Annotated in this window: 14 protein-coding genes; 4 read left to right on the top strand and 10 right to left on the bottom strand. The window is 43.8% G+C overall.

Features of this window, described 5'->3' with window-relative positions; genetic code table 11:
* Positions 1-35: 35 nt before the first annotated feature.
* From INT03_RS03455 to INT03_RS03445, 3 genes are all read right to left on the bottom strand, one after another.
* Complete coding sequence (locus INT03_RS03455; protein WP_193007616.1) at positions 36-1,910, bottom strand: hypothetical protein; 1,875 nt, start codon at positions 1,908-1,910, stop codon at positions 36-38.
* Positions 1,879-2,484: a hypothetical protein gene (locus tag INT03_RS03450; protein ID WP_193007615.1), complete on the bottom strand. Its 606-nt coding sequence runs from the start codon at positions 2,482-2,484 to the stop codon at positions 1,879-1,881. Before INT03_RS03450 ends, INT03_RS03455 begins: the two co-directional genes overlap by 32 nt.
* 173 nt (positions 2,485-2,657) lie before the next feature.
* The gene (locus INT03_RS03445; RefSeq protein ID WP_193007612.1) at positions 2,658-3,308 is read right to left on the bottom strand and encodes a hypothetical protein; all 651 of its coding nucleotides are present in this window, start codon (positions 3,306-3,308) and stop codon (positions 2,658-2,660) included.
* Positions 3,309-3,937: 629 nt separating this feature from the next.
* On the opposite strand from INT03_RS03445, the gene INT03_RS03440 reads away from it, so the two are divergent.
* Entirely contained in the window at positions 3,938-4,708 is a 771-nt protein-coding gene (locus INT03_RS03440) for a YdcF family protein (protein WP_319020726.1), read from the top strand.
* Between the two features lie 172 nt (positions 4,709-4,880).
* Positions 4,881-6,380 carry a cardiolipin synthase gene (cls, locus tag INT03_RS03435; protein WP_193007611.1) on the top strand — a complete coding sequence of 500 codons (1,500 nt, stop codon included), beginning with the start codon at positions 4,881-4,883 and terminating at the stop codon, positions 6,378-6,380.
* Between the two features lie 86 nt (positions 6,381-6,466).
* Here cls and INT03_RS03430 read toward each other — a convergent pair whose 3' ends face one another.
* From INT03_RS03430 to rsmH, 7 genes are all read right to left on the bottom strand, one after another.
* Positions 6,467-7,438 (bottom strand): putative RNA methyltransferase, encoded by a 972-nt coding sequence (locus INT03_RS03430; RefSeq protein WP_319020725.1) that lies wholly within the window; start codon positions 7,436-7,438, stop codon positions 6,467-6,469.
* A 214-nt stretch (positions 7,439-7,652) separates the two neighbouring features.
* A complete protein-coding gene (mraY, locus tag INT03_RS03425; RefSeq protein ID WP_055125376.1) occupies positions 7,653-8,771 on the bottom strand; it encodes a phospho-N-acetylmuramoyl-pentapeptide-transferase in 1,119 nt (372 codons plus the stop codon).
* 3 nt (positions 8,772-8,774) lie between these two features.
* Complete coding sequence (locus INT03_RS03420; protein WP_193007609.1) at positions 8,775-10,235, bottom strand: UDP-N-acetylmuramoyl-tripeptide--D-alanyl-D-alanine ligase; 1,461 nt, start codon at positions 10,233-10,235, stop codon at positions 8,775-8,777.
* Positions 10,236-10,346: 111 nt separating this feature from the next.
* Positions 10,347-12,056 (bottom strand): UDP-N-acetylmuramoyl-L-alanyl-D-glutamate--2,6-diaminopimelate ligase, encoded by a 1,710-nt coding sequence (locus INT03_RS03415; protein WP_193007607.1) that lies wholly within the window; start codon positions 12,054-12,056, stop codon positions 10,347-10,349.
* Between the two features lie 70 nt (positions 12,057-12,126).
* The gene (locus INT03_RS03410) at positions 12,127-14,235 is read right to left on the bottom strand and encodes a peptidoglycan D,D-transpeptidase FtsI family protein (protein ID WP_193007606.1); all 2,109 of its coding nucleotides are present in this window, start codon (positions 14,233-14,235) and stop codon (positions 12,127-12,129) included.
* A complete protein-coding gene (locus INT03_RS03405; protein ID WP_193007604.1) occupies positions 14,232-14,729 on the bottom strand; it encodes a cell division protein FtsL in 498 nt (165 codons plus the stop codon). Before INT03_RS03405 ends, INT03_RS03410 begins: the two co-directional genes overlap by 4 nt.
* A 245-nt stretch (positions 14,730-14,974) precedes the next feature.
* On the bottom strand, positions 14,975-16,174 hold the full coding sequence (gene rsmH, locus INT03_RS03400) for a 16S rRNA (cytosine(1402)-N(4))-methyltransferase RsmH (RefSeq protein ID WP_296293786.1): 1,200 nt from the start codon (positions 16,172-16,174) through the stop codon (positions 14,975-14,977).
* 320 nt (positions 16,175-16,494) lie between these two features.
* On the opposite strand from rsmH, the gene gltX reads away from it, so the two are divergent.
* Both gltX and INT03_RS03390 read left to right on the top strand, forming a co-directional pair.
* Positions 16,495-18,024: a glutamate--tRNA ligase gene (gene gltX / locus INT03_RS03395; protein WP_193007602.1), complete on the top strand. Its 1,530-nt coding sequence runs from the start codon at positions 16,495-16,497 to the stop codon at positions 18,022-18,024.
* A gap of 111 nt (positions 18,025-18,135) precedes the next feature.
* The gene (locus INT03_RS03390) at positions 18,136-19,386 is read left to right on the top strand and encodes an NACHT domain-containing protein (protein WP_193007600.1); all 1,251 of its coding nucleotides are present in this window, start codon (positions 18,136-18,138) and stop codon (positions 19,384-19,386) included.
* The last annotated feature ends 33 nt before the right edge of the window (positions 19,387-19,419 follow it).

Raw genomic sequence — 19,419 nt, 5'->3', positions numbered from 1 at the left:
CTATCGTTCATTGTAAGATGAATTGAAGACACGCCCTAGTAGTCATCTGTATTAATTATCTTAGTAGCCATATCATCATAATATTGATTGAAACTAATATTAGTTCTATCACTTGGGCTATAGTTAATAAGCAACTGATGACGTTGATCATTCAATCGCTCTTTTTCACTGTTGTTTGGTAAAAAAGCATTTAATCTAGCGTTGTCATACTGACGAGATTGGTACCGATAGTCTGCCCATAGCTTTTTGCGCTGGTACTCTAATTGAGCCTGCCAAAAATCTTGGGTTGGTGTATTGGCGTAGCTAATGTCAGCATTACTATAAGGCGAGAGGCTATAATTTGCCCCAGCATGCCACGAGAGTGAGTCGTTGTCTTCTTGAAGATTTTGTAGGTTAGTATTGACGCCGCCACGTACTGCCAAGCGATTACTGACACCATACTCAGTATATAGATGTGCAGCAGTATCACCCCTGTCATTATTGTTTAAACGTCTTCTAGTATTGCTATCAATTAGATTGCCTGAGCGACCTATACCTGCTTCTACTATCAGCTCATTAGTCGCCGCGTTGGTACGACGTTTACCAAGTAAAATAGGACGAATTTCAAGTGGTTGACGGGATAATGGATAAGCATAAATTGCCACTTCAACCAAGGTATCTGTCAATGATAATTGGCTAACATCGAGGTTTAAAAACTCGTAACGCCCATCCAATCCAATTTGTACTCGAGCGATAGGACGACCACTGATACGCAGTTCTGCTACGCCCCCAGCTTCGCCAATACCCGTCAGATTTTGATAATCTTGGCTAGTATTTTGTAATAAGCTACGACTGTCTTCATCAAAATAAGATAGATGCCGTGCGATATTACGATTACTATAGGCAAACATGGCACCAGTAAATTCAGAACCTGATGTCTGTGCTCCCTGACCTAGGGAGTTAGGTTGATTAATACCAAGGCGTGTGGCTAAGTGCTCTCCAGATTTTGCCCAATACAAGTTATCTATTTCCCAGTCATCCCATTCTGAGGGCAAATAGGTAAAGCCGTCTAAGACAGTTCGACGAAAACTATCGTTGTTACCTAACCTGTCTTCGCCACTATCTCTGTACCCATTATTACTATCATAGCCTCTAGCGTTAACACCCCATACACCACCTAGCGCATAACCATAAGCACCAATATCAGCATGCATTTGATGGCTAGTAGACGTCTCGTTGTTTTGACTGTTGTTACTTTCGCTAGCACTGAATCTAGTGTCAAATGATAAGCCAAGCAAACCTGCTCGGCTAGGATAGTAGTCAACAGGTAAAGCTTCTTTAGCGTTATCACCTTTTAGTGAAGGTGCGTCTTTTGATGGGCGCCAGCCCATGTTTAAAATGATAGCTAAATCTGGCTGGCTATACTCTGCGGTAATACCCAGTTTTTTTAATACATCAAGGGCAATATAATTCTGCCCTTGGTAAGAAACGACTTCATTAGCCGAAAGCTGCACATCACCAATCGGGGTGCTGACAGCATAACCACCTGTCGGATTAGCTCCGTTAAGCCCATTAGTATGTTGCCTACCAATAGGTACAAAACTGACATTAGTTAATTGAATTAAGTCATCGATGGATAAAAAATACTGACTCTTTTGGGTATTACTCTCAGAGTCAGATACTGGCTCATAAAGAGCATCAATACTGCCCTGCTCTTCTCCATTAACTAAGACACCTACCAAAGTAGGCTCTAACGCTCTATTAGTTTTAATAGCCCCTGTAACAGAGGAGGCAGGGGCTATCGATTTGGCAGCGATATTTTGCATTTCTGCAAACGCTGACGGACAATAAGCAATGACGCAAGGTAAAGTCACCAAAGTTACTAGACATACTTTAGGCTTACTGAACATCAATAGTAATAGGTAGAGCATAACGAGAACCTATCTCTAAGGTGGCTCCTCTACCATCCGTATTGTAAGTAACAGCATGATCGATTTGCTGCTCGATTGACAATATAGAATGGCGTTTACCCTCAACAAACCCCTTTGGCAAGCGTATGGACATACGTACTGTCTGATAGCGACCTGGTGCAATTGTAAACTCAGTAGGATTAATCAACGTCCATGGTTTGAGCGTACTCTCACTAGGCTCGATTGGTTTCCCTGCTGCATCCACATCTATCAAGCTTAACTTAATGACCTTAGGCTTAGTACCATAATTGTATAACGTGAAAGATTGATTGAGCTTGGCTAGATTTTTGCGCTGGGTTAAAGATACGGTCTCATCCACTACAGATGGTTTAATGCCTAATTGCGCAGGTGGCAGCCCGTCTTGGCTAGCCTCACTAATCACCATCTGAACTTGTCCACCATTACCTACAGAGTTATTTATTATCAGCTCGGCTTGGGCAGGATAGGAGAACATGACTATAGTTGTTAAAGCAGCGACTGAAAGACCAGGGGCTAGCTTACTTAATTTTTGGCTACCATTGATAGAGGATGTCATATGTTTACCTTATTATATTAGATTGCTGGCTAGACACTATGTTAATAAAGACAGCAAGTGACTGAAGATGCTTACGGTTGAAAGTATGATACAAAAATACCAGCAATTTTAGCTGGTATGTTCGTATCACCGTTTAGCTAAAATCGATATTAACTAAGTTCTACTTCATTTAATTATGGGGCTGCAGCACTAGTCAGGGTTAACAAGAAGCTATCAGTAGCTTCAGAACCGACAGCACCCGTTGTCCCACTAGCGCCACGGGTATTATATTCTCCCGCGCTATTAGCGTTAGATAAATCTAAATCAAAAATGATGTCGCCTGTTACGGGAGCCCAACCTGAAAGAATATTTAAAGTCGGAGCCGTTTTACTACCAATAATCTTGTCGCTCGCAGACTCTAAAATAGCGCCGCTGGTAGTAAGAGAAGATGTTTGATCGACGGTACTTATCAGCCTAGGATTAGGATTGGTTAATTGAAGCTCAACACCATTAGTATTAGATAAATTACGTACTGCCCACGCATCTTTTAAGGTGACTCTTATTGAACTTGAAAGGATATCAGCATTTGCACTAGTATCTATAGCAGGGCTATCAATTGTAGCCGTAGTAGTTCCTAGTTCAGTAGTTCCTGTTCGAGTAAGCGTACTATCATTCTGAGCAATACTGTCAGCAGTCAAATTCAATACAACATCATCCCAGTGATAGAGCACTAAAACTTCAGGTAAAATTACTCGAAAGTCAGTACTGCCACTAACTGCTGCTGATGCAAATGAAGATAATGACAAAGCCAGACCAGTTAACGCAATTTTTGAGAACATATTCATAATTTGAACCCTATAATTAAAACTGATGTATTTTTGATATCAACTAGAATAATTCTTTAGCATTTTAGTAAAAAAACAAGAAGAATCTAGTAGCGTATAAGCTGATACTATTCACATAAGACAAGCTTCTCATTACCTAATAAAAAAATACTACCACAATAAAAATTATTTATGATAATAAAAATCGTATAATACCGTAACAATTGTGTATAACAGTAAAAATATTTACTTAAGGTTGATATGAAAAATCAGAATCTAACAGATGAGCGGTGTCTTTATAGCGATGAATGGTGATATCAGTGTACGTAATTGAAACATAAAGATAATTCTGACTCTTTATTTGACAGCCATAAAAACCTCGTTAAATTTAAACTCACTCTATAAAACCACCTATCCAATTATTAATCATCTCAACCTATCTTCCAAAGCTCCGTATTGATCTACTATCGACTTATCTCTGAGAGTAATAACAATAAAACGTTATCTCAAAACAGGGTACATTCTCATGGCATGAACCAGTCTTTTGTCATAACCTATATATCGTCTAAAACAATAGCATCGTAGAAGATTCAGTGAATATATTGCCTTTAAATAGTTGTATAGCTGTTCCCAAAGAACTCATTCTATTAGTGCGAGTTTTATTAATCATTATCGGCATCATACTTATCATCGATTGCGCTGCATTGATGGTCATCGGTAAAGTCAATTTCGGCTCGGTTGTACCTTTTTTAGTCGGCATGGTTTTTGTCATACATGGAATGTTTTGGCATGCAATACGCAGGTTTTGCAGCCAACATTATGGCTTTAACCGCCTTTGGTATGGGTTATGGGCTGTATTTATACTTTGGTTATTAAGCTTCGCTCTATTTATTTGGTCATTACGACAGCAGATTGCGCTTAGCCAGCAACCTGCCCCGACAGTGGCAGCGATTATTATATTAGGCTCAGGCACGGTTGCAGGTAAGCCGACACCGACGCTCGCCAAGCGCTTGGACACCGCCATGCCCCTTATCGAGACACAACCAGATGCTTTGGTGATAACCAGTGGTGGCGTTGGTTTTCAGCGTACACGTAGCGAAGCCGATATCATGGCCACGTATTTGCATGAGGCACATGGCGTGCCATTCGAACGCATTTTACAAGAAGGTAAAAGTACCAGTACGGAAGAAAACCTCGCTAACAGCCGAGCGTTGTTAGAAGAAAAAGGGCTGTCTATCACTGATCCTATCGCCATCGTTACCAGTGATTTTCATAACATTCGCGCAGCCAGCATTGCGCGACATCAGGGCTATACACAACCGATCACCGTCGCCAGTCCGACACCTTTAACCATTCGTTACAACGCTTGGTTCCGCGAGTATTTTGCCTTTGTCAGTGGCTGGTTGTTAGGAGAATATTAATGGTGATTTATATTTCACCAGCTTGAACAAGCTTACTGCTAAGTATCATAGCTCCAGCGTTGCCGCATTGCTGTTTTTACCAATCAAAACGGTGATAATTTTATAGTGCGTTATAATCAGTAAGAACCGCTGATAAATACTGCAAATAAAAATAATAATGATGGAGCGCATTATGCTATTGGATATCTTTTTAACTGTTCATTTCATGCTGCTGATACTGATCTCTTTGCGAGTGCTTGCACGCCATGATCTGACCTCGCCCGCTCGGCTCGCTTGGCTCGTCATATTGTTCATTTTGCCTTATCTGGGGGTTGTAATTTATTGGATGTTTGGTGAGGTGCATCTAGGACGCGATTTTACGCGCAAACGTAAAGAGATCATCGATAAATTAAGCGCACATAGTCCCGAAGTACTTGGTGATGACATCGCTTTGTCGGAGGCTATCAAACCTGAATACCAAGCGGCCTTTGCCTACTCTGCCAATGCAACTGGCTATCATACAACGGTGGGCAATCACGCAGAGCTAATGGCAGATGCGGCTGAGACGCGCAAACGTATGATTGCCGACTTTGATGCAGCGACCAATCATATTCATGTGCTGTATTATATTTGGCTAATCGATGGTATGGGAATCGATACTGCTCAAGCGCTCATACGAGCGGCAAGGCGCGGCGTCATATGCCGAGCAATGGTTGACGGTATGGGCTCACGAAAAATGGTCGGCTCAAAGATATGGCAGGAAATGATAGAAGCTGGCGTACAAGTCAGTGTTGCCCTACCAATTAGTAATATTTTAAAGGTACTCATGTTTAGCCGGATTGACTTGCGAAATCACCGCAAGATTACGGTTATTGACGGCAAAATCGGCTACTGTGGCAGTCGCAACTGCGCCGATCCTGAGTTTCGTGTAAAACCAAAATTTGCGCCATGGGTAGACATTATGCTGCGGGTCGAAGGACCGGTGGTGGCACAGAATCAGATGTTGTTTGCGAGTGATTGGCTGACTGAAAATCCTGATACGCCGCTTGACAGCTTTCCTTACTTTATTGACCCTCAACTAAAGCAACAAAAATTCCCACAGCCAGAAACTGAGGAGCCTTTACCAATAACATCACCGCCAAATGGCTTTGCTGCACAGGTTTTTTCTGATGGTCCTACCCAACGACGCAGCACCACGCCACAATTTTTAGGTGTCTTAATTGGTCAGGCAAAACGAACCCTGATTATCTCAACGCCTTATTTTGTGCCTGATTATTCGCTCGTCAGCATTTTGTGTGCGACCGCTTATCGCGGTGTACAAGTAACCATGATTTTCCCAAAGAATAACGACTCAATAGTCGTGGCTGCTACCAGCCACAGTTATTACTGGCAGCTGCTTGAAGCGGGGGTCAATATTTACGAATATAAACCCGGTCTATTACACGCAAAAACCTTGACCATCGATGGCGAAATCAGTCTGATTGGCTCGACCAATTTAGACTTGCGTAGCTTTGATTTAAACTATGAAAACAACATTGTGTTTAGCGATAAAACACTCACAGCGGCCATCGTTGAGCGACAATACCAGTATATCGCTGATTCTGAAGAGGTCACTCGTGAGCAAGTTGAAAACTGGCCGTTATCTTATAAAATCTGGAATAACATTGTCGCCACGATGGGACCTGTCTTATAACCCATTATTAAGGCGTATCCTCAATTCAATTGATCATATCTAAACGGGCTAATGACATGGAGAAATACTAATGACCTTAAGCGATTCTATTCAGCTGCTGTCTTCTGCAAAATATAAACGACAAACTTAGCTTGTGTCGTAAAGGATTCTGTTTCGACCGCTGCTAGTAGCGCCTGTCTTTTTTCATTAAGCGCACGATAAGCATAAGGCGTCATGGTCATCAAATCAGCCAAGTCAGCGGCTGACAACGTCATCTCGGTACTGACACGCTCCGTACCCATCAGCGTAAAGTATGGAGCCAATTCATGCAAAAACTTATCCGAATCATGCTCGCGGACGTTATCAAATAATGCTTCGCGCATCGTCGCTAGATGCCCGATATCGGGCTTAGCAATAATTAAATAACCGTCTGCAGCCAATACCTCATTGAACGCGTCTGGCAAGATAGGGCTAAAGATACTGCTAATACCCTTTATGCTATGCGCGCGTAACGGCAAATGGGCAGCGCTAGTAACAAGCGGATAGATGACTGCCGAATTGGCTGTCGCATTAGTAACACTGTCTTTAGCTTGCTGATACCAAAGACGCCCCGCTACCTTACTGGCTTTCGCAAGCTCTACCACAGCAGGTTTACTGATATCTGCCGCGATGAGCGTATCCATTCCCATCTGTGCCATTGCCTGCGTGTAATAACCTTCGCCGCAGCCAATATCCAACCAATTGACTACCTTGCTATCCTTTTTAATTATTGGCTCATTTGTTGGCTCAGTGACTGAATCATTTTTCGCCAACAATTCCCTCATTTTTTGGCAAATAAGCGTTTGCAATGGCTGATAATGTCCAGCGTTTAAAAACCGTTTGCGCGCCTCGATTGATTGCTGGCTATCGCCCGGTGCTTTGGATTTTTTTTGTTGTACGGGCAGTAAATTAACATAACCCTGACGTGCCACATCAAATGGATGAGCCGTTTGTTTTGGGTGCAAGCTGCCATCGCAGCGCCATGTATCTGCGGCAGGCTGTAATGGTGATTGGCAAAGGGGACAAATAAATAAGCTCACAAGTATCTCAACGTCATCGCAATATGGCTGCCATTTTAACAAAATTCAGGCTTACTGCGTGATAAAAGGCGCGATAAACAATGCAGGAAAGAAAATGCAGAAAACAAACCATTAGCAACCAAACATTAGCAACCAAAAAAAAGCCACCTCAACTAAAGTGAGATGGCTTTTGCGTACATGATATTCATATTAATGTTCGAGCGATATGGCTGTATTAACGCAGTTTTAAGGTCATGAGCCCAAGGATGACGAGAATAATGGCAATAATCCAAAACCTTGCCACCACTTGCGTCTCTTTCCAGCCAATTTCTTCAAAGTGATGATGCAATGGTGCCATCCGAAAGACGCGCTTTTTACGCAGCTTATACGAGCCAACCTGTAGCATGACCGACAGTGCTTCGGCGACAAATAGACCACCCATAATAGCAAAAGCGATTTCTTGACGGGTCATAACGGCAATCGTACCAAGCATCGCCCCGAGAGCAAGCGCCCCCACATCGCCCATAAATACTTGGGCTGGATGGGCGTTGAACCATAAGAAACCAAGCCCTGCACCAATCATCGAACCACAGACAATGAGAACCTCGGAGTTATAGGCAATATAAGGCACATGCAAGTAATCAGCAAAGCGTACATCACCTGATACATAAGCCATCGCGCCCAAACCTGCCGCGACCAAGACCACGGGCAAAATAGCTAAACCATCCAAACCATCGGTTAAGTTGACGGCGTTAGAAGCACCATTAATCACAAAGTAGGTAAAGATAATAAAGCCAATACCAAACGGCACTGCCGAAAAAGGAATCATCCAATCTTTAAAAATCGGTAGCAGCAAATCCTGCATCTCACGCGTGGTCGCGATATCTGGCTGCAAGGTGGCGATATAATACAAAGACACACCGACGAACAAAGCACCCATAGAGAGCCAAAAATATTTCTTGCGAGCAATTAAGCCTTTGGGATCTTTATACTTAATTTTTAGCCAATCATCTGCCCAGCCGACCGCGCCAAAGATAATCATGACAATGAGCAAAATCCAAACGTACGGATTATTCAAACGCGCCCATAGTAAGGTGGACACGCCAATCGCACTTAAAATCAGAACCCCACCCATGGTCGGCGTACCAGTTTTCGCCAAATGCGATTGCGGACCATCATTGCGAATCGCCTGACCATATTTCAGTGCACGCAGACGTCGAATGACACGCCCACCAAAAAACATGCTAAATGCGAGGGCGGTAATGACCGCGAGTAACGCTCTCAGCGTCAACGAAGAAACCGCAGAAAACGGCGTGTAATACTGGCCAAGCCAGCCAAACAACCAAACTAACACCGCCTACTCCTCGATTAGCGCATTGATAAGGGTTTCCATTTGCATGGAACGAGAACCTTTAAACAGCACCGTACAAGGCTGCGCCTGCTGCGCTTGCAAATACGGCTTCAAATACGCCAATAAACTGTCTTTATCGGTAAACGCATGGGCATTGATATCAGAAACCTCTTGTGCACCCGCCACGGTAAAAGGCGCGTATTCACCAACACACAGCAGCACATTGATGCCCGTTGTCGCAATGGTACGACCCAAGCTTTGATGCTCGCTGACCGCCGCCTCTCCAAGTTCTGCGATATCGCCCAGCACCATGACTTGCGTGCCCGTTTGCGCCGCCAATACTTTTGCTGCCGCTCGCACCGAATGCGGATTGGCATTATAGGTATCATCAATCAAGCGATGCATGCCTAACAGCTGACTGTTCAAGCGCCCTTTAGCAGGACGCGCATTTTCAAGCCCGACGACGATATCACTAACATCGATATTCAGTGCATGAGCACAAGCAGCAGCAGCTAAAGCATTATTGACATTGTGCTCGCCCGCTAGTGGCAAGTTGATATCATGGACTTGATTGCCGATATGCAGCTTAAATTCACTGCGCTCAGGCTCGACATCTAAATGGCTGGCACTGACATCAGTATTACCAAAACCAATCACGTGTGACGTATGCTTTTCAGCGATACGGCGTAATTGATTGGTAAAATCATCTTTATCAGGAACGATCGCAAACTGGCTGTCATTCAAGGTATGGTAAATCTCAGCCTTGGTTTGGCAAATCCCTTCACGGCTACCAAACTCACCCAAATGCGCCGTACCAATATTTAAGATACACGCGACATCTGGCTTTACAATCTCGGTAGTATAAGCAATTTCGCCAATATGGTTTGCGCCAAGCTCTAGGATGGCATAACGATGATGGTCGGATAATTCAAGCAACATCATCGGCACACCCAAGTCATTATTTAGGTTACCACGGGTAATCAATGTCGGTGCTAGTCTGCCAAAGATACTACCCAGCATCTCTTTACAGGTGGTCTTGCCGCTAGAGCCAGTAATAGCAATGACGGTTAAATTTTGATGCTGTTGACGACGATACGCAGCCAATTGTCCTAGCGCCAAACGGGTGTCGCTCACCACTAACTGCGGAATGCTATTTGTATCAGCCGTAGCAATAGGGCGAGCGACGATAGCCGCAACCGCACCTTGCGCGATGGCAGTATCGAGATAATCGTGACCATCAAAATTATCACCCGATAACGCTAAAAATATATCACCAGGTTTTATCGTACGGGTATCGGTGGCGATACGAGTGCTCATTACATCATTTACTGAATTGTTTTCTGAGTCGGATTGCCCCTCACTCAGCTGCCAATGCCCATCGATTGCTGCGGTTGCTGCGAGCAGATTTTCTGCTTGCCAAACATACAGCCCTTGCGACTGAATGCTGTTATCGTTGTCGGCTGTCATAATGATTACCTTATATATGATGACTACTTATTTATTTTTTATAGTTAACGACTCATGCTTCTTAAGAAGCATATAAAATGGATGTTCAGCGCTACTATTTATTTATCAAGGCTATACACGCCCTGCTTGTTTTAAGGCGTTTTGCAAAATAACACTATCGTCAAAATCATAACGAACATGATTAATTTCTTGATAGGTTTCATGACCCTTGCCAGCGATAACGACAATATCATCAGCCGCTGCTTGATTGACCGCATACTCAATCGCGGTTTGGCGCGCAGGTTCGATATGGGTACGCTGGTATTGCTCGCTCGTCATGCCCGCTTGCATATCTTGCAAAATGATATTGGGATCTTCGGTGCGTGGATTGTCTGCCGTTAATACGACTTTATCCGCGCCTGCCAATCCTGCTTGCGCCATCAAAGGACGTTTGCCCGCATCACGGTCGCCACCACAACCAAACACTGCCCACAGCTGACCCTTACAATGGGTTTTTAGGCTGGCAAGCACTTGGCTTAAAGCATCTGGCGTATGCGCATAATCAACGATAAAGCAGCCATCATTAGACGGCACACGCTGCATACGCCCAACCGCACCTTGTAGCTGCGGCACCAATGCGGCAATACGCTCAAGGCTAATACCTAAAGCGACGGCAGCTGCCATTGCGGCAAGCAAATTGGCAACATTAAAGCGCCCGAGTAATGGGCTGACGATACCTAAATGATTAACTTCGCCATCGCCTAAACCTGTACGTAGCGTAATCTCGACACCTTTTAAGCTTGGTTTAATTTCAGCCGCAAAAAAGGTCGCTGATTTTGATGATTCTAAACTATACGTCCAGACCGTTAAATCACTGGCATGTGCGGTGTCGAGCATAATCTGGGCAGAGTCATCATCGATATTAATGATAGCGTGTGTCAAATCTGGAAAATGCGCTTTATCAAACAGTCTAGCTTTTGCTGCTGCATACTCTGCCATATCGGCATGATAGTCTAAGTGGTCACGGCTAAGATTGCTATAAATCGCCACCGACACTGGCATACCTTGTAAACGCTGCTGATCCAAACCATGTGAGCTGGCTTCCAATGCCAATAACTCAGCATTCTCTGTACCCATTTGATATAAAAATTGCTGAACCGCTAAGGCATCACCCGTGGTATGGCTGGCTTGCACCAGAACACCAAGCCTGCCATTCCCTGCCGTGCCCATGACTGCGCTGCTCATGCCAGTCAGCTGCGTCAACTGCGCCACCAATTGACTGATAGTCGTTTTGCCATTAGTGCCCGTCACCGCAACCACAGTTGGCAAGGTCACGGGCTGCTGATACTGCAAACGCGCTTGAATGAGCGTTCCTAAAAAATCACGAATATTGGGCACGTATAAAACAGGGCAAGGCAGTGCTGCTAATTGCCGCTGCGCCTTAGAAGCACTATCATTTGGTAAAGTGATATCGGCGTGATTTGATACACTAGTCGTGCTAAGCAAAGCCGTGGGATCTATTTCTGATAGGATAAAAGCCGCATTTTCAGCGGCTTGATAGAGGTAGTCGCGACTTTTTTGACAGTTTGGTATGTGGCTTTTTAATAACACAAACACATCGTTCGGCTCTAGCTGACGACTGTCTAAACGAAACTGCAGGAATGGAATATCAAGAAACGAATTGATTGGTTTTGAATCCGCTCCAATCAATGTCGTCTGAGTCGATAGCTTTTGCAATGCCTGCTCTATACCTACACCATGCCTGCTATTGCTACTACTAGATTCAGTCAGCTGCTGCAAGGTGACTGGGGTAATGCTTGGCGACGAGGGTGACAGGGTCATTGGCAAATCCTATACGGTTAAAACACATCAAATAGTTAAAAACTAAGTATTAAAAAAAAGACCTCTACGACTACTGAGCGATCGTTTTTAACGGTTTATCTAAGGGTACATTGTATAAACGCAGCGCCTCTTTCATGACATTATGAAAGACTGGCGCGACTGTTAAACCAGCATAAATCTGAACACGTGGGTCTTCGATGAGCATCACACCTACTAATCTTGGGTTAGATGCGGGCGCAATACCAGCAAAAACGTTACGGTATTGATCCGTATAGTAGCCACCTTTTGGATTAACACGGCGCGATGTCCCTGTTTTACCAGCGACGCGATAACCATCAATCGCAGCACCTTTAGCCGTACCACCCGGTTCGGTGACACTTTCCATCATTTGTACGATAGACATCGCTTGCTCGTGTGCCATGATACGCTTGCTTGGCTGTAGCTTGTCATCTTTAGTGAGGGTCAATGGGTGCATCACACCGCCTGCCGCCAGCGCTGAATAAGCCTGCGCAACCTGCGCTAGAGTTGCTTCCAAACCATAACCATAACTGAGCGTAGCACGACGTGACGTTTCTTTTTCTTTTGGTGTGACAACCAGCCCACTACCTTCCCCTGGGAACTGTAGTGGTGTCTTTGAACCAAAACCAAATTGCCGTTGCATATTGGTAATGGCATCAGGCGGTAGCGACAAAGCAATCTTAGTCGAGGCGACGTTACTAGACTTCTGCAGTAGCGTGCCCATATTAATCATACCTAGATTGTTATGATCACGAATGGTATAACCACGGACACGAATAGAGCCAGGATTGGTATCGATTAAGGTAGTGGCAGTGTATTTTCCTGAATCAAGTGCCGCTGCAACCGTAAAGGGTTTCATCACCGAACCAGGTTCAAAGACATCGAGTAGCGCACGGTTACGTTGGTTTTCACCAGTCATCTCATTCAGGTTATTAGAATTAAAGGATGGCCATGTTGACAAGGCAAGCACTTCACCCGTTTGCACATCAACAATCATGCCTGTTGACCAGCGCGCTTTTTGCAAACGCCCTGCTTTCTCTAGTTCTTTATAAAGCAAATACTGCAGGCGCGAATCAATGGTCAACGCCACATCTTTACCTGGTATTTCTGGTTCAATCTGTTTAATTTCTTTTAAACTGTTTTGTTTGGCGTCTTTTAGCACCAATACTTTACCATCATCACCTGCCAGCTCAGTTTCATATTGGCGTTCGATACCAGCACGACCTTCGTAACCACCTTCAGGGTCGCTGACATTTTGTCCCATAAAACCCAATAGCTGCGAGTTTGGTTGTGGCTGCGGGTAATAACGTTGGAAGAAGTTTTTTTCATAGACGCCAGGAAAATCAAGGGTGCTGACACTTTGGGCAATCTCAGGCGTTACTTTATTCAGTAGCGGCAAATAGTGCGAGCCTGCACCCGATGGCAGTGCGGCTTTAACTGCTGCTTCATCGGTTACATCAATACTGTCATCGATGGCGGTAACTTTTTTTAGCTCAGTGACCGAAATATTCGCAGCCGCCGCAAGCGTGGTTAGATCCATATTATCCAAACGCTTTTGCATACGCGCAACCAGCTGTGGACTCTCAGGATTGGTAATAATAATACGCTTAAGCTCGTAATATTCGCGCGCGTAATCATGCGGACTAAAGGAGACCGTCGCCAGTGGTGCACTGACTGCAAGTGGCAAATTATTGCGATCGGTAATCATACCGCGATAGGATTTTTGCGTGCGCACGCTAGTGATGAGCTCATCACCTTTGTCTTGATAAAACTGGGCATTGGCAACTTGTAAATAATAAGCACGGGCTATCAGCAAACCCAAGACAACCAATGCAATGACCCAAATAGTACGGAAACGGTTTTTGTCTTGCTCAAAACCGCCGCGGGAGGAAGCGCCAGACGCTTTACCCAAAAACCCTCTTTTATTTTTCAGGTTTTTGACACTGGTATAAGCGCCTTGCTCTTCATTCTTTTTCAATCGATCAAACAATTTAGCCTTACGGTTGCCAGAGGATTTTTTTTCAGCCGTGCTGCCTGTTTGTCCCGATTTGGCTGCACTGGCAGGACGTAAGGGCTTAGTCACCTTACCGCTAGTTGGCTTTTTACTCGCATTTTTCGCGGTCGTTTTACCACTATTTGCATTAGGTTTTTTATCACTCATTGTCCTGCCTCCGCTACCGTGGCATCGGTGATAGCAGCATCAGGCGATATATCCGTAGCAGCTCGTGGTTCGATAACGTCAGACTTATCCTCATCTGAGTCAGTATCGACGACTGGCACCTGTGCTGTGGCAACACCCGGCTGGATAATGAGCTTATCTTTTAGCGTCGGTGAAAACATGCCCAATTCAGCCACCGCACGGCTAGCGATTTGCGGCGTCGCACTAAAAGTCTGCTGTTCAATGAGCAAACGCTGATGTTCGACTTGCAGATTACGCTCTTGTTTTTTCATGTCTTGCAAGGTTTTATAATCCTGATGATATTGCTGAACGCCTTCGGCTGTTTTGATACCGCTCCACACAATCGCCACTGCTAACAGCAATAGCACCACTACATAAATACTAACCACATTAAATCGGCGCACAAATAGCTCGCCGATATCGGTGTTATGCGGCATTGCAGCGCGACGGTTTGCGGGTTTGTCAGATATTGCCATGACGCTCTCAAAAAGTGGACTTCAAGTATGAAAATTGGCAACTGTTTTAGAGCGGTAAGACGCTTTGTACAGAACCATCAATAAAGTAAAACCAAACGAAAAAGGAACAGCCGAGCCTAGCAGATAATGTTTACAGATTTTTAACAGCCGCGTAAGTATTCAGACTTTCTATCCTACTTAATTGACGGCAACCAATCACCAGCAACTCAGCCAAACACCCTCTCTATAACATCACGCTACCTCTGTCATTGCTCGACACTGGGTAAATAGTCGGTATCAGTACGAGTCGCCATGCGCAACCACGCACTACGCGCACGTGGATTTTGACTGGTTTCAGCTTTGCTTGGACCCACGCGTTTAGGCTTGCTAAAGTAGCGTGGACGATTGGGCGGCATCGGCAAATTCTCATCTTCTGGATATTGCCCTTTGCTATGACGCTGCAAAAACTGCTTGATACGGCGATCCTCTAACGAGTGAAAACTAATCACTGCCAGCTGCCCGCCTGCTTTCAAAATCGGAATACTTTGTTCTAAAAAGTCGTCAACATCACCCAGCTCATTGTTAATAAGAATGCGCATCGCCTGAAAACTTTGAGTCGCTGGATGCTTACCGCGCTGCCAATTAGGATGCGCCACTTTAATCACTTCAGCCAATGCCAAAGTAGAGTCATAACTGTCCATCTGCTTAATAGCACGGGCGATACGGCGGCTGTGGCGCTCTTCGCCAAAATCATAAAGCACATTGGCCAAGGTTTCATCATCGACTTTTTCTAACCACTCAGCGACCGACTGCCCACGGCTGGTATCCATACGCATATCGACCGCACCGTCACGCATAAAACTAAAACCACGACTGCCATCATCAATTTGCGGCGATGAGATACCCAAATCTGCCATCAAGCCATCAACTTGAGTGATTCCCATTGCCGCTAGACTATTCGTCAACGTCGCAAAACTATCGTGCACCACTTTTACGCGACTATCGGTCTTTGCCAATTCGCGCGCGACGCTAATCGCCGTTGGATCTTTATCAAAAACAATCAAGGTTGCGTCATCGGCCAGCTGGCTTAATAATAATCGACTATGACCACCACGCCCGAAGGTTGCATCAACGTAGATGCCACTCATCTGCAAGCTATTTTGGTTGTCACTGCTTTGTTCTGCATCGTCTGTTTGCTTTGGGAGCGCTTTGACACCCAGCACTGCCGCGACGGTCTCTTGCAATAGCACCGCATCATGAACAAAGCTCAATTCATCAGAGTTGGCTTTATCAGTGACAGACTCTTGCGTCGGCTGATTAGTAGAGTCACTCTCTACCACAAAATCGTTTTCTACAGCAGACAGCTCAGCCGCTGATGCAGCATTAACAGTGGCTAAAGAAGGATTCATTTTAGAATCTTGCTTAGTATTCGGCGTATTTTTTGGCTTATTATTCAATATGGACACAAACGACTCAGTAGATGACGACCATTTTGGTCAGTAAGAGTGAAAAATCAGATGAAAATAAACAAGTTATGACTTGTCTAACATTATTATCGCAAGGATACACGGGTAGTCAAGCGCTAGACGGGCATTTCGTTAAAAATATTCCATCTCTCTGTTATACTAGCGCTATATTTTACGCTATTTTTCTACATTGACGGCTATTGTTTCATCCGTATTTTTTATTCAAACTTGTCATGCGCATTTATCATCAGCATTTTTCACTGCTATTTTTTTTCATTTTTCACTGCCATATTCATTAACTACCCTATTCTGAGAATTTTATGATGCAATCATCGACTTCAACTAACTGCACGCGCCCTGTCCGTACTCGTATCGCGCCTTCACCGACTGGCTTTCCGCATGTCGGCACCGCTTATATTGCCCTATTCAATTTAGCTTTTGCTAAAGCCCACGGCGGCGAATTTATTTTACGTATCGAAGACACGGATCAAACGCGCTCAACCGAACAATCTGAAAAAATGATTTTGGATGCGCTGCGTTGGGTCGGTCTCGATTGGGCGGAAGGTCCAGATATTGGAGGCCCGCATGCGCCTTATCGTCAGAGCGAGCGTAGTGATATTTATAAAAAGCACGCCGAACAGCTCATAGAAAACGACCATGCGTTTCGCTGCTTTTGTACCAGTGAAGAGCTCGATGCCATGCGTGCTGCGCAAATGGCCAATGGTGAAACGCCACGTTATGACGGTCGCTGTGCCCATTTAGCCCCTGAAAAAACTGCGCAATTAGTCAGTGAGGGCAAACCGCATGTCATTCGTATGCATGTGCCTACCGAAGGCGTCTGTCAAGTACATGACATGTTACGCGGTACGGTTGAAATTCCTTGGACGCAAGTCGATATGCAAGTACTGCTAAAAACCGACGGCATGCCAACTTATCATCTCGCCAACGTTGTCGATGACCATTTGATGGAAATCAGCCATGTGTTGCGTGGTGAAGAGTGGCTCAACTCTGCACCTAAGCATCAGCTGCTCTATGAGTATTTTGGTTGGGAGATGCCTGTGCTTTGCCATATGCCACTGCTGCGTAACCCAGATAAATCAAAACTGTCTAAGCGCAAAAACCCAACCTCTATCACTTACTATCGTGATGCTGGTGTGCTCCCTGAAGCGCTGCTAAACTACCTCGGTCGTATGGGCTACTCGATGCCTGACGAAGCTGAACAGTTTACCTTAGAAGAAATGATTGCCAGCTTTAATATTCAGCGTGTGTCACTTGGCGGCCCTATCTTCGATATCGAAAAGCTCAACTGGCTCAACGCAGAATGGTTACGTGCATTAACGCCTGAACAGTTAAAAAATAAAATACTCGATTGGGCAAGTAATAGCGATAAATTAACTGCTATCGCAGCGGCGATTCAGCCTCGTATTGAGCTGTTATCTGATGCGGTTAATTGGGGTGGTTTCTATTTCCAGAACTTACCTAATATCAATGCTGAGAGCTTTACCCATAAATCGCTAACGCCTGAGCAAATTACCGAGATGCTACAATTAGCGCTTTGGCAGCTAGAAACCTTACCAACGTGGTCAGAAGAAAATATCTACGCCACCCTAAAAGGTCTTGCAGCTCACCTCGATATTAAGATGCGTGACTTTATGGCACCGTTCTTTATCGCTATCGCTGGTAGCACCTCATCGACGCCAGTCATGAACTCTATGGCAATCATCGGCGCTGACATGACCCTAACACGCTTGCGTCATGCGATTGATGTACTAGGCGGTTTAGGTAAAAAGAAATTGAAAAAGCTTGAGAAACAAGCCGCAGAATTGCCAGATTTTTTAGCAGCTGAATAGTTCTTTAGTTAGAAAAAATAGTTTATAAATACTATTAAAGCTACTCTAATCACTATACGATTAGGGTAGCTTTTTTTGACAAAAACTTATTTACAATATAGGTGATTTTCTATGGTCGTTACGGTCGCTGTACTAGCTACTTTATTAAAAGATCCTCTGACTAAGGCTTTCGGTTGGACAATTGGTGAAGCACTGAAAGGTACTCATAATAAAAATATAGAAAAGTCGCTCAAAACTCTTTCTACTAGAATAACTGAAGTAGTTAAAGTAAAAACCATATATAAAGGTGATGATAGCATTGATTTACATGAATTTTATGTGGCTACTAAGATAAATAAAATTCAAGGCACTATTGAACTAGTAGAAAATATTAGTAATAAATCCATAGTTTTGGAAGGTACTGTTGGACAGGGCAAGTCTATTTTTATGCGTTACCTAACCTATCAGGAAGCAATAAAAGGTCAGAGAATTCCTATTTTCTTTGAGTTAAGACGACTTGAGGACAACCAGAGTCTAAAAACAGCTATTAGTGATAAGATAAAAAACTGGATACCATTATTCAATGATGATGATTTTGAAAAAGTTGCTAGTAGCGGTAGCTTAGTTTTATTTCTGGATGGTTTTGATGAAGTACCATATGAAAAAGTTGGTAGGTTGATAAATGAAATTGAAGGCTGGTGTGAGCGTTATGAAGGTTTACAAATAATTATTAGCTCTCGTCCAGAAGCTGATATTCAAAAATCTAACCGTTTCAGAGTCTTTAAACTCTCTGGTTACGGTTCCTATGAACAAGGCAAGTTAGTAGATAAACTTGTAATAGAAGAAGAGTCTAGGTCGTTACTGAAAAAGGCTATTGAAGATAGCACTACTGAAATAAAAAATTTATTAACTACGCCCCTAATGGTTACTTTGTTTGTAATGAATTACCGTTCAAACTTAGAGATACCAACAAATCAAAGTGAATTTTATAAGGAACTGTTTTCTGTACTTATTTCTCGCCACGACAAGACTAAACCTGGCTATAAACGCCCATTAAATAGTGGTATAAGTGAAACAGACTTACAAAAGGTTTTTGAGCATTTTTGCTTTATTACGAATAATGATAATAAAATACTACTTACATATGCTGAGTCCATCAATGTCATAGAAACCTGCTTAGAAAAACAAAATATAAAAGCTAACCCCATAGATGTTCTTGAAGATTTTTCCAAGGTTGTATGTCTATTACTAAAAGATGGTTTAGAATATTCCTTTATACATAAAAGCATTCAAGAATATTTTTATTCCAGCTTTATCTTAAGAAAGTCTGAAAAAGCAAAGGAAAAATTCTATACGAAATGCATAGAAAACCATACGATATAGTCTAATCCAAATAAAACCGATACAACCCTATTA

The organism is Psychrobacter sp. PG1, from assembly GCF_014897815.1.
Classification (GTDB): domain Bacteria; phylum Pseudomonadota; class Gammaproteobacteria; order Pseudomonadales; family Moraxellaceae; genus Psychrobacter.
This window is presented reverse-complemented; position numbering and strand designations above follow the sequence as displayed.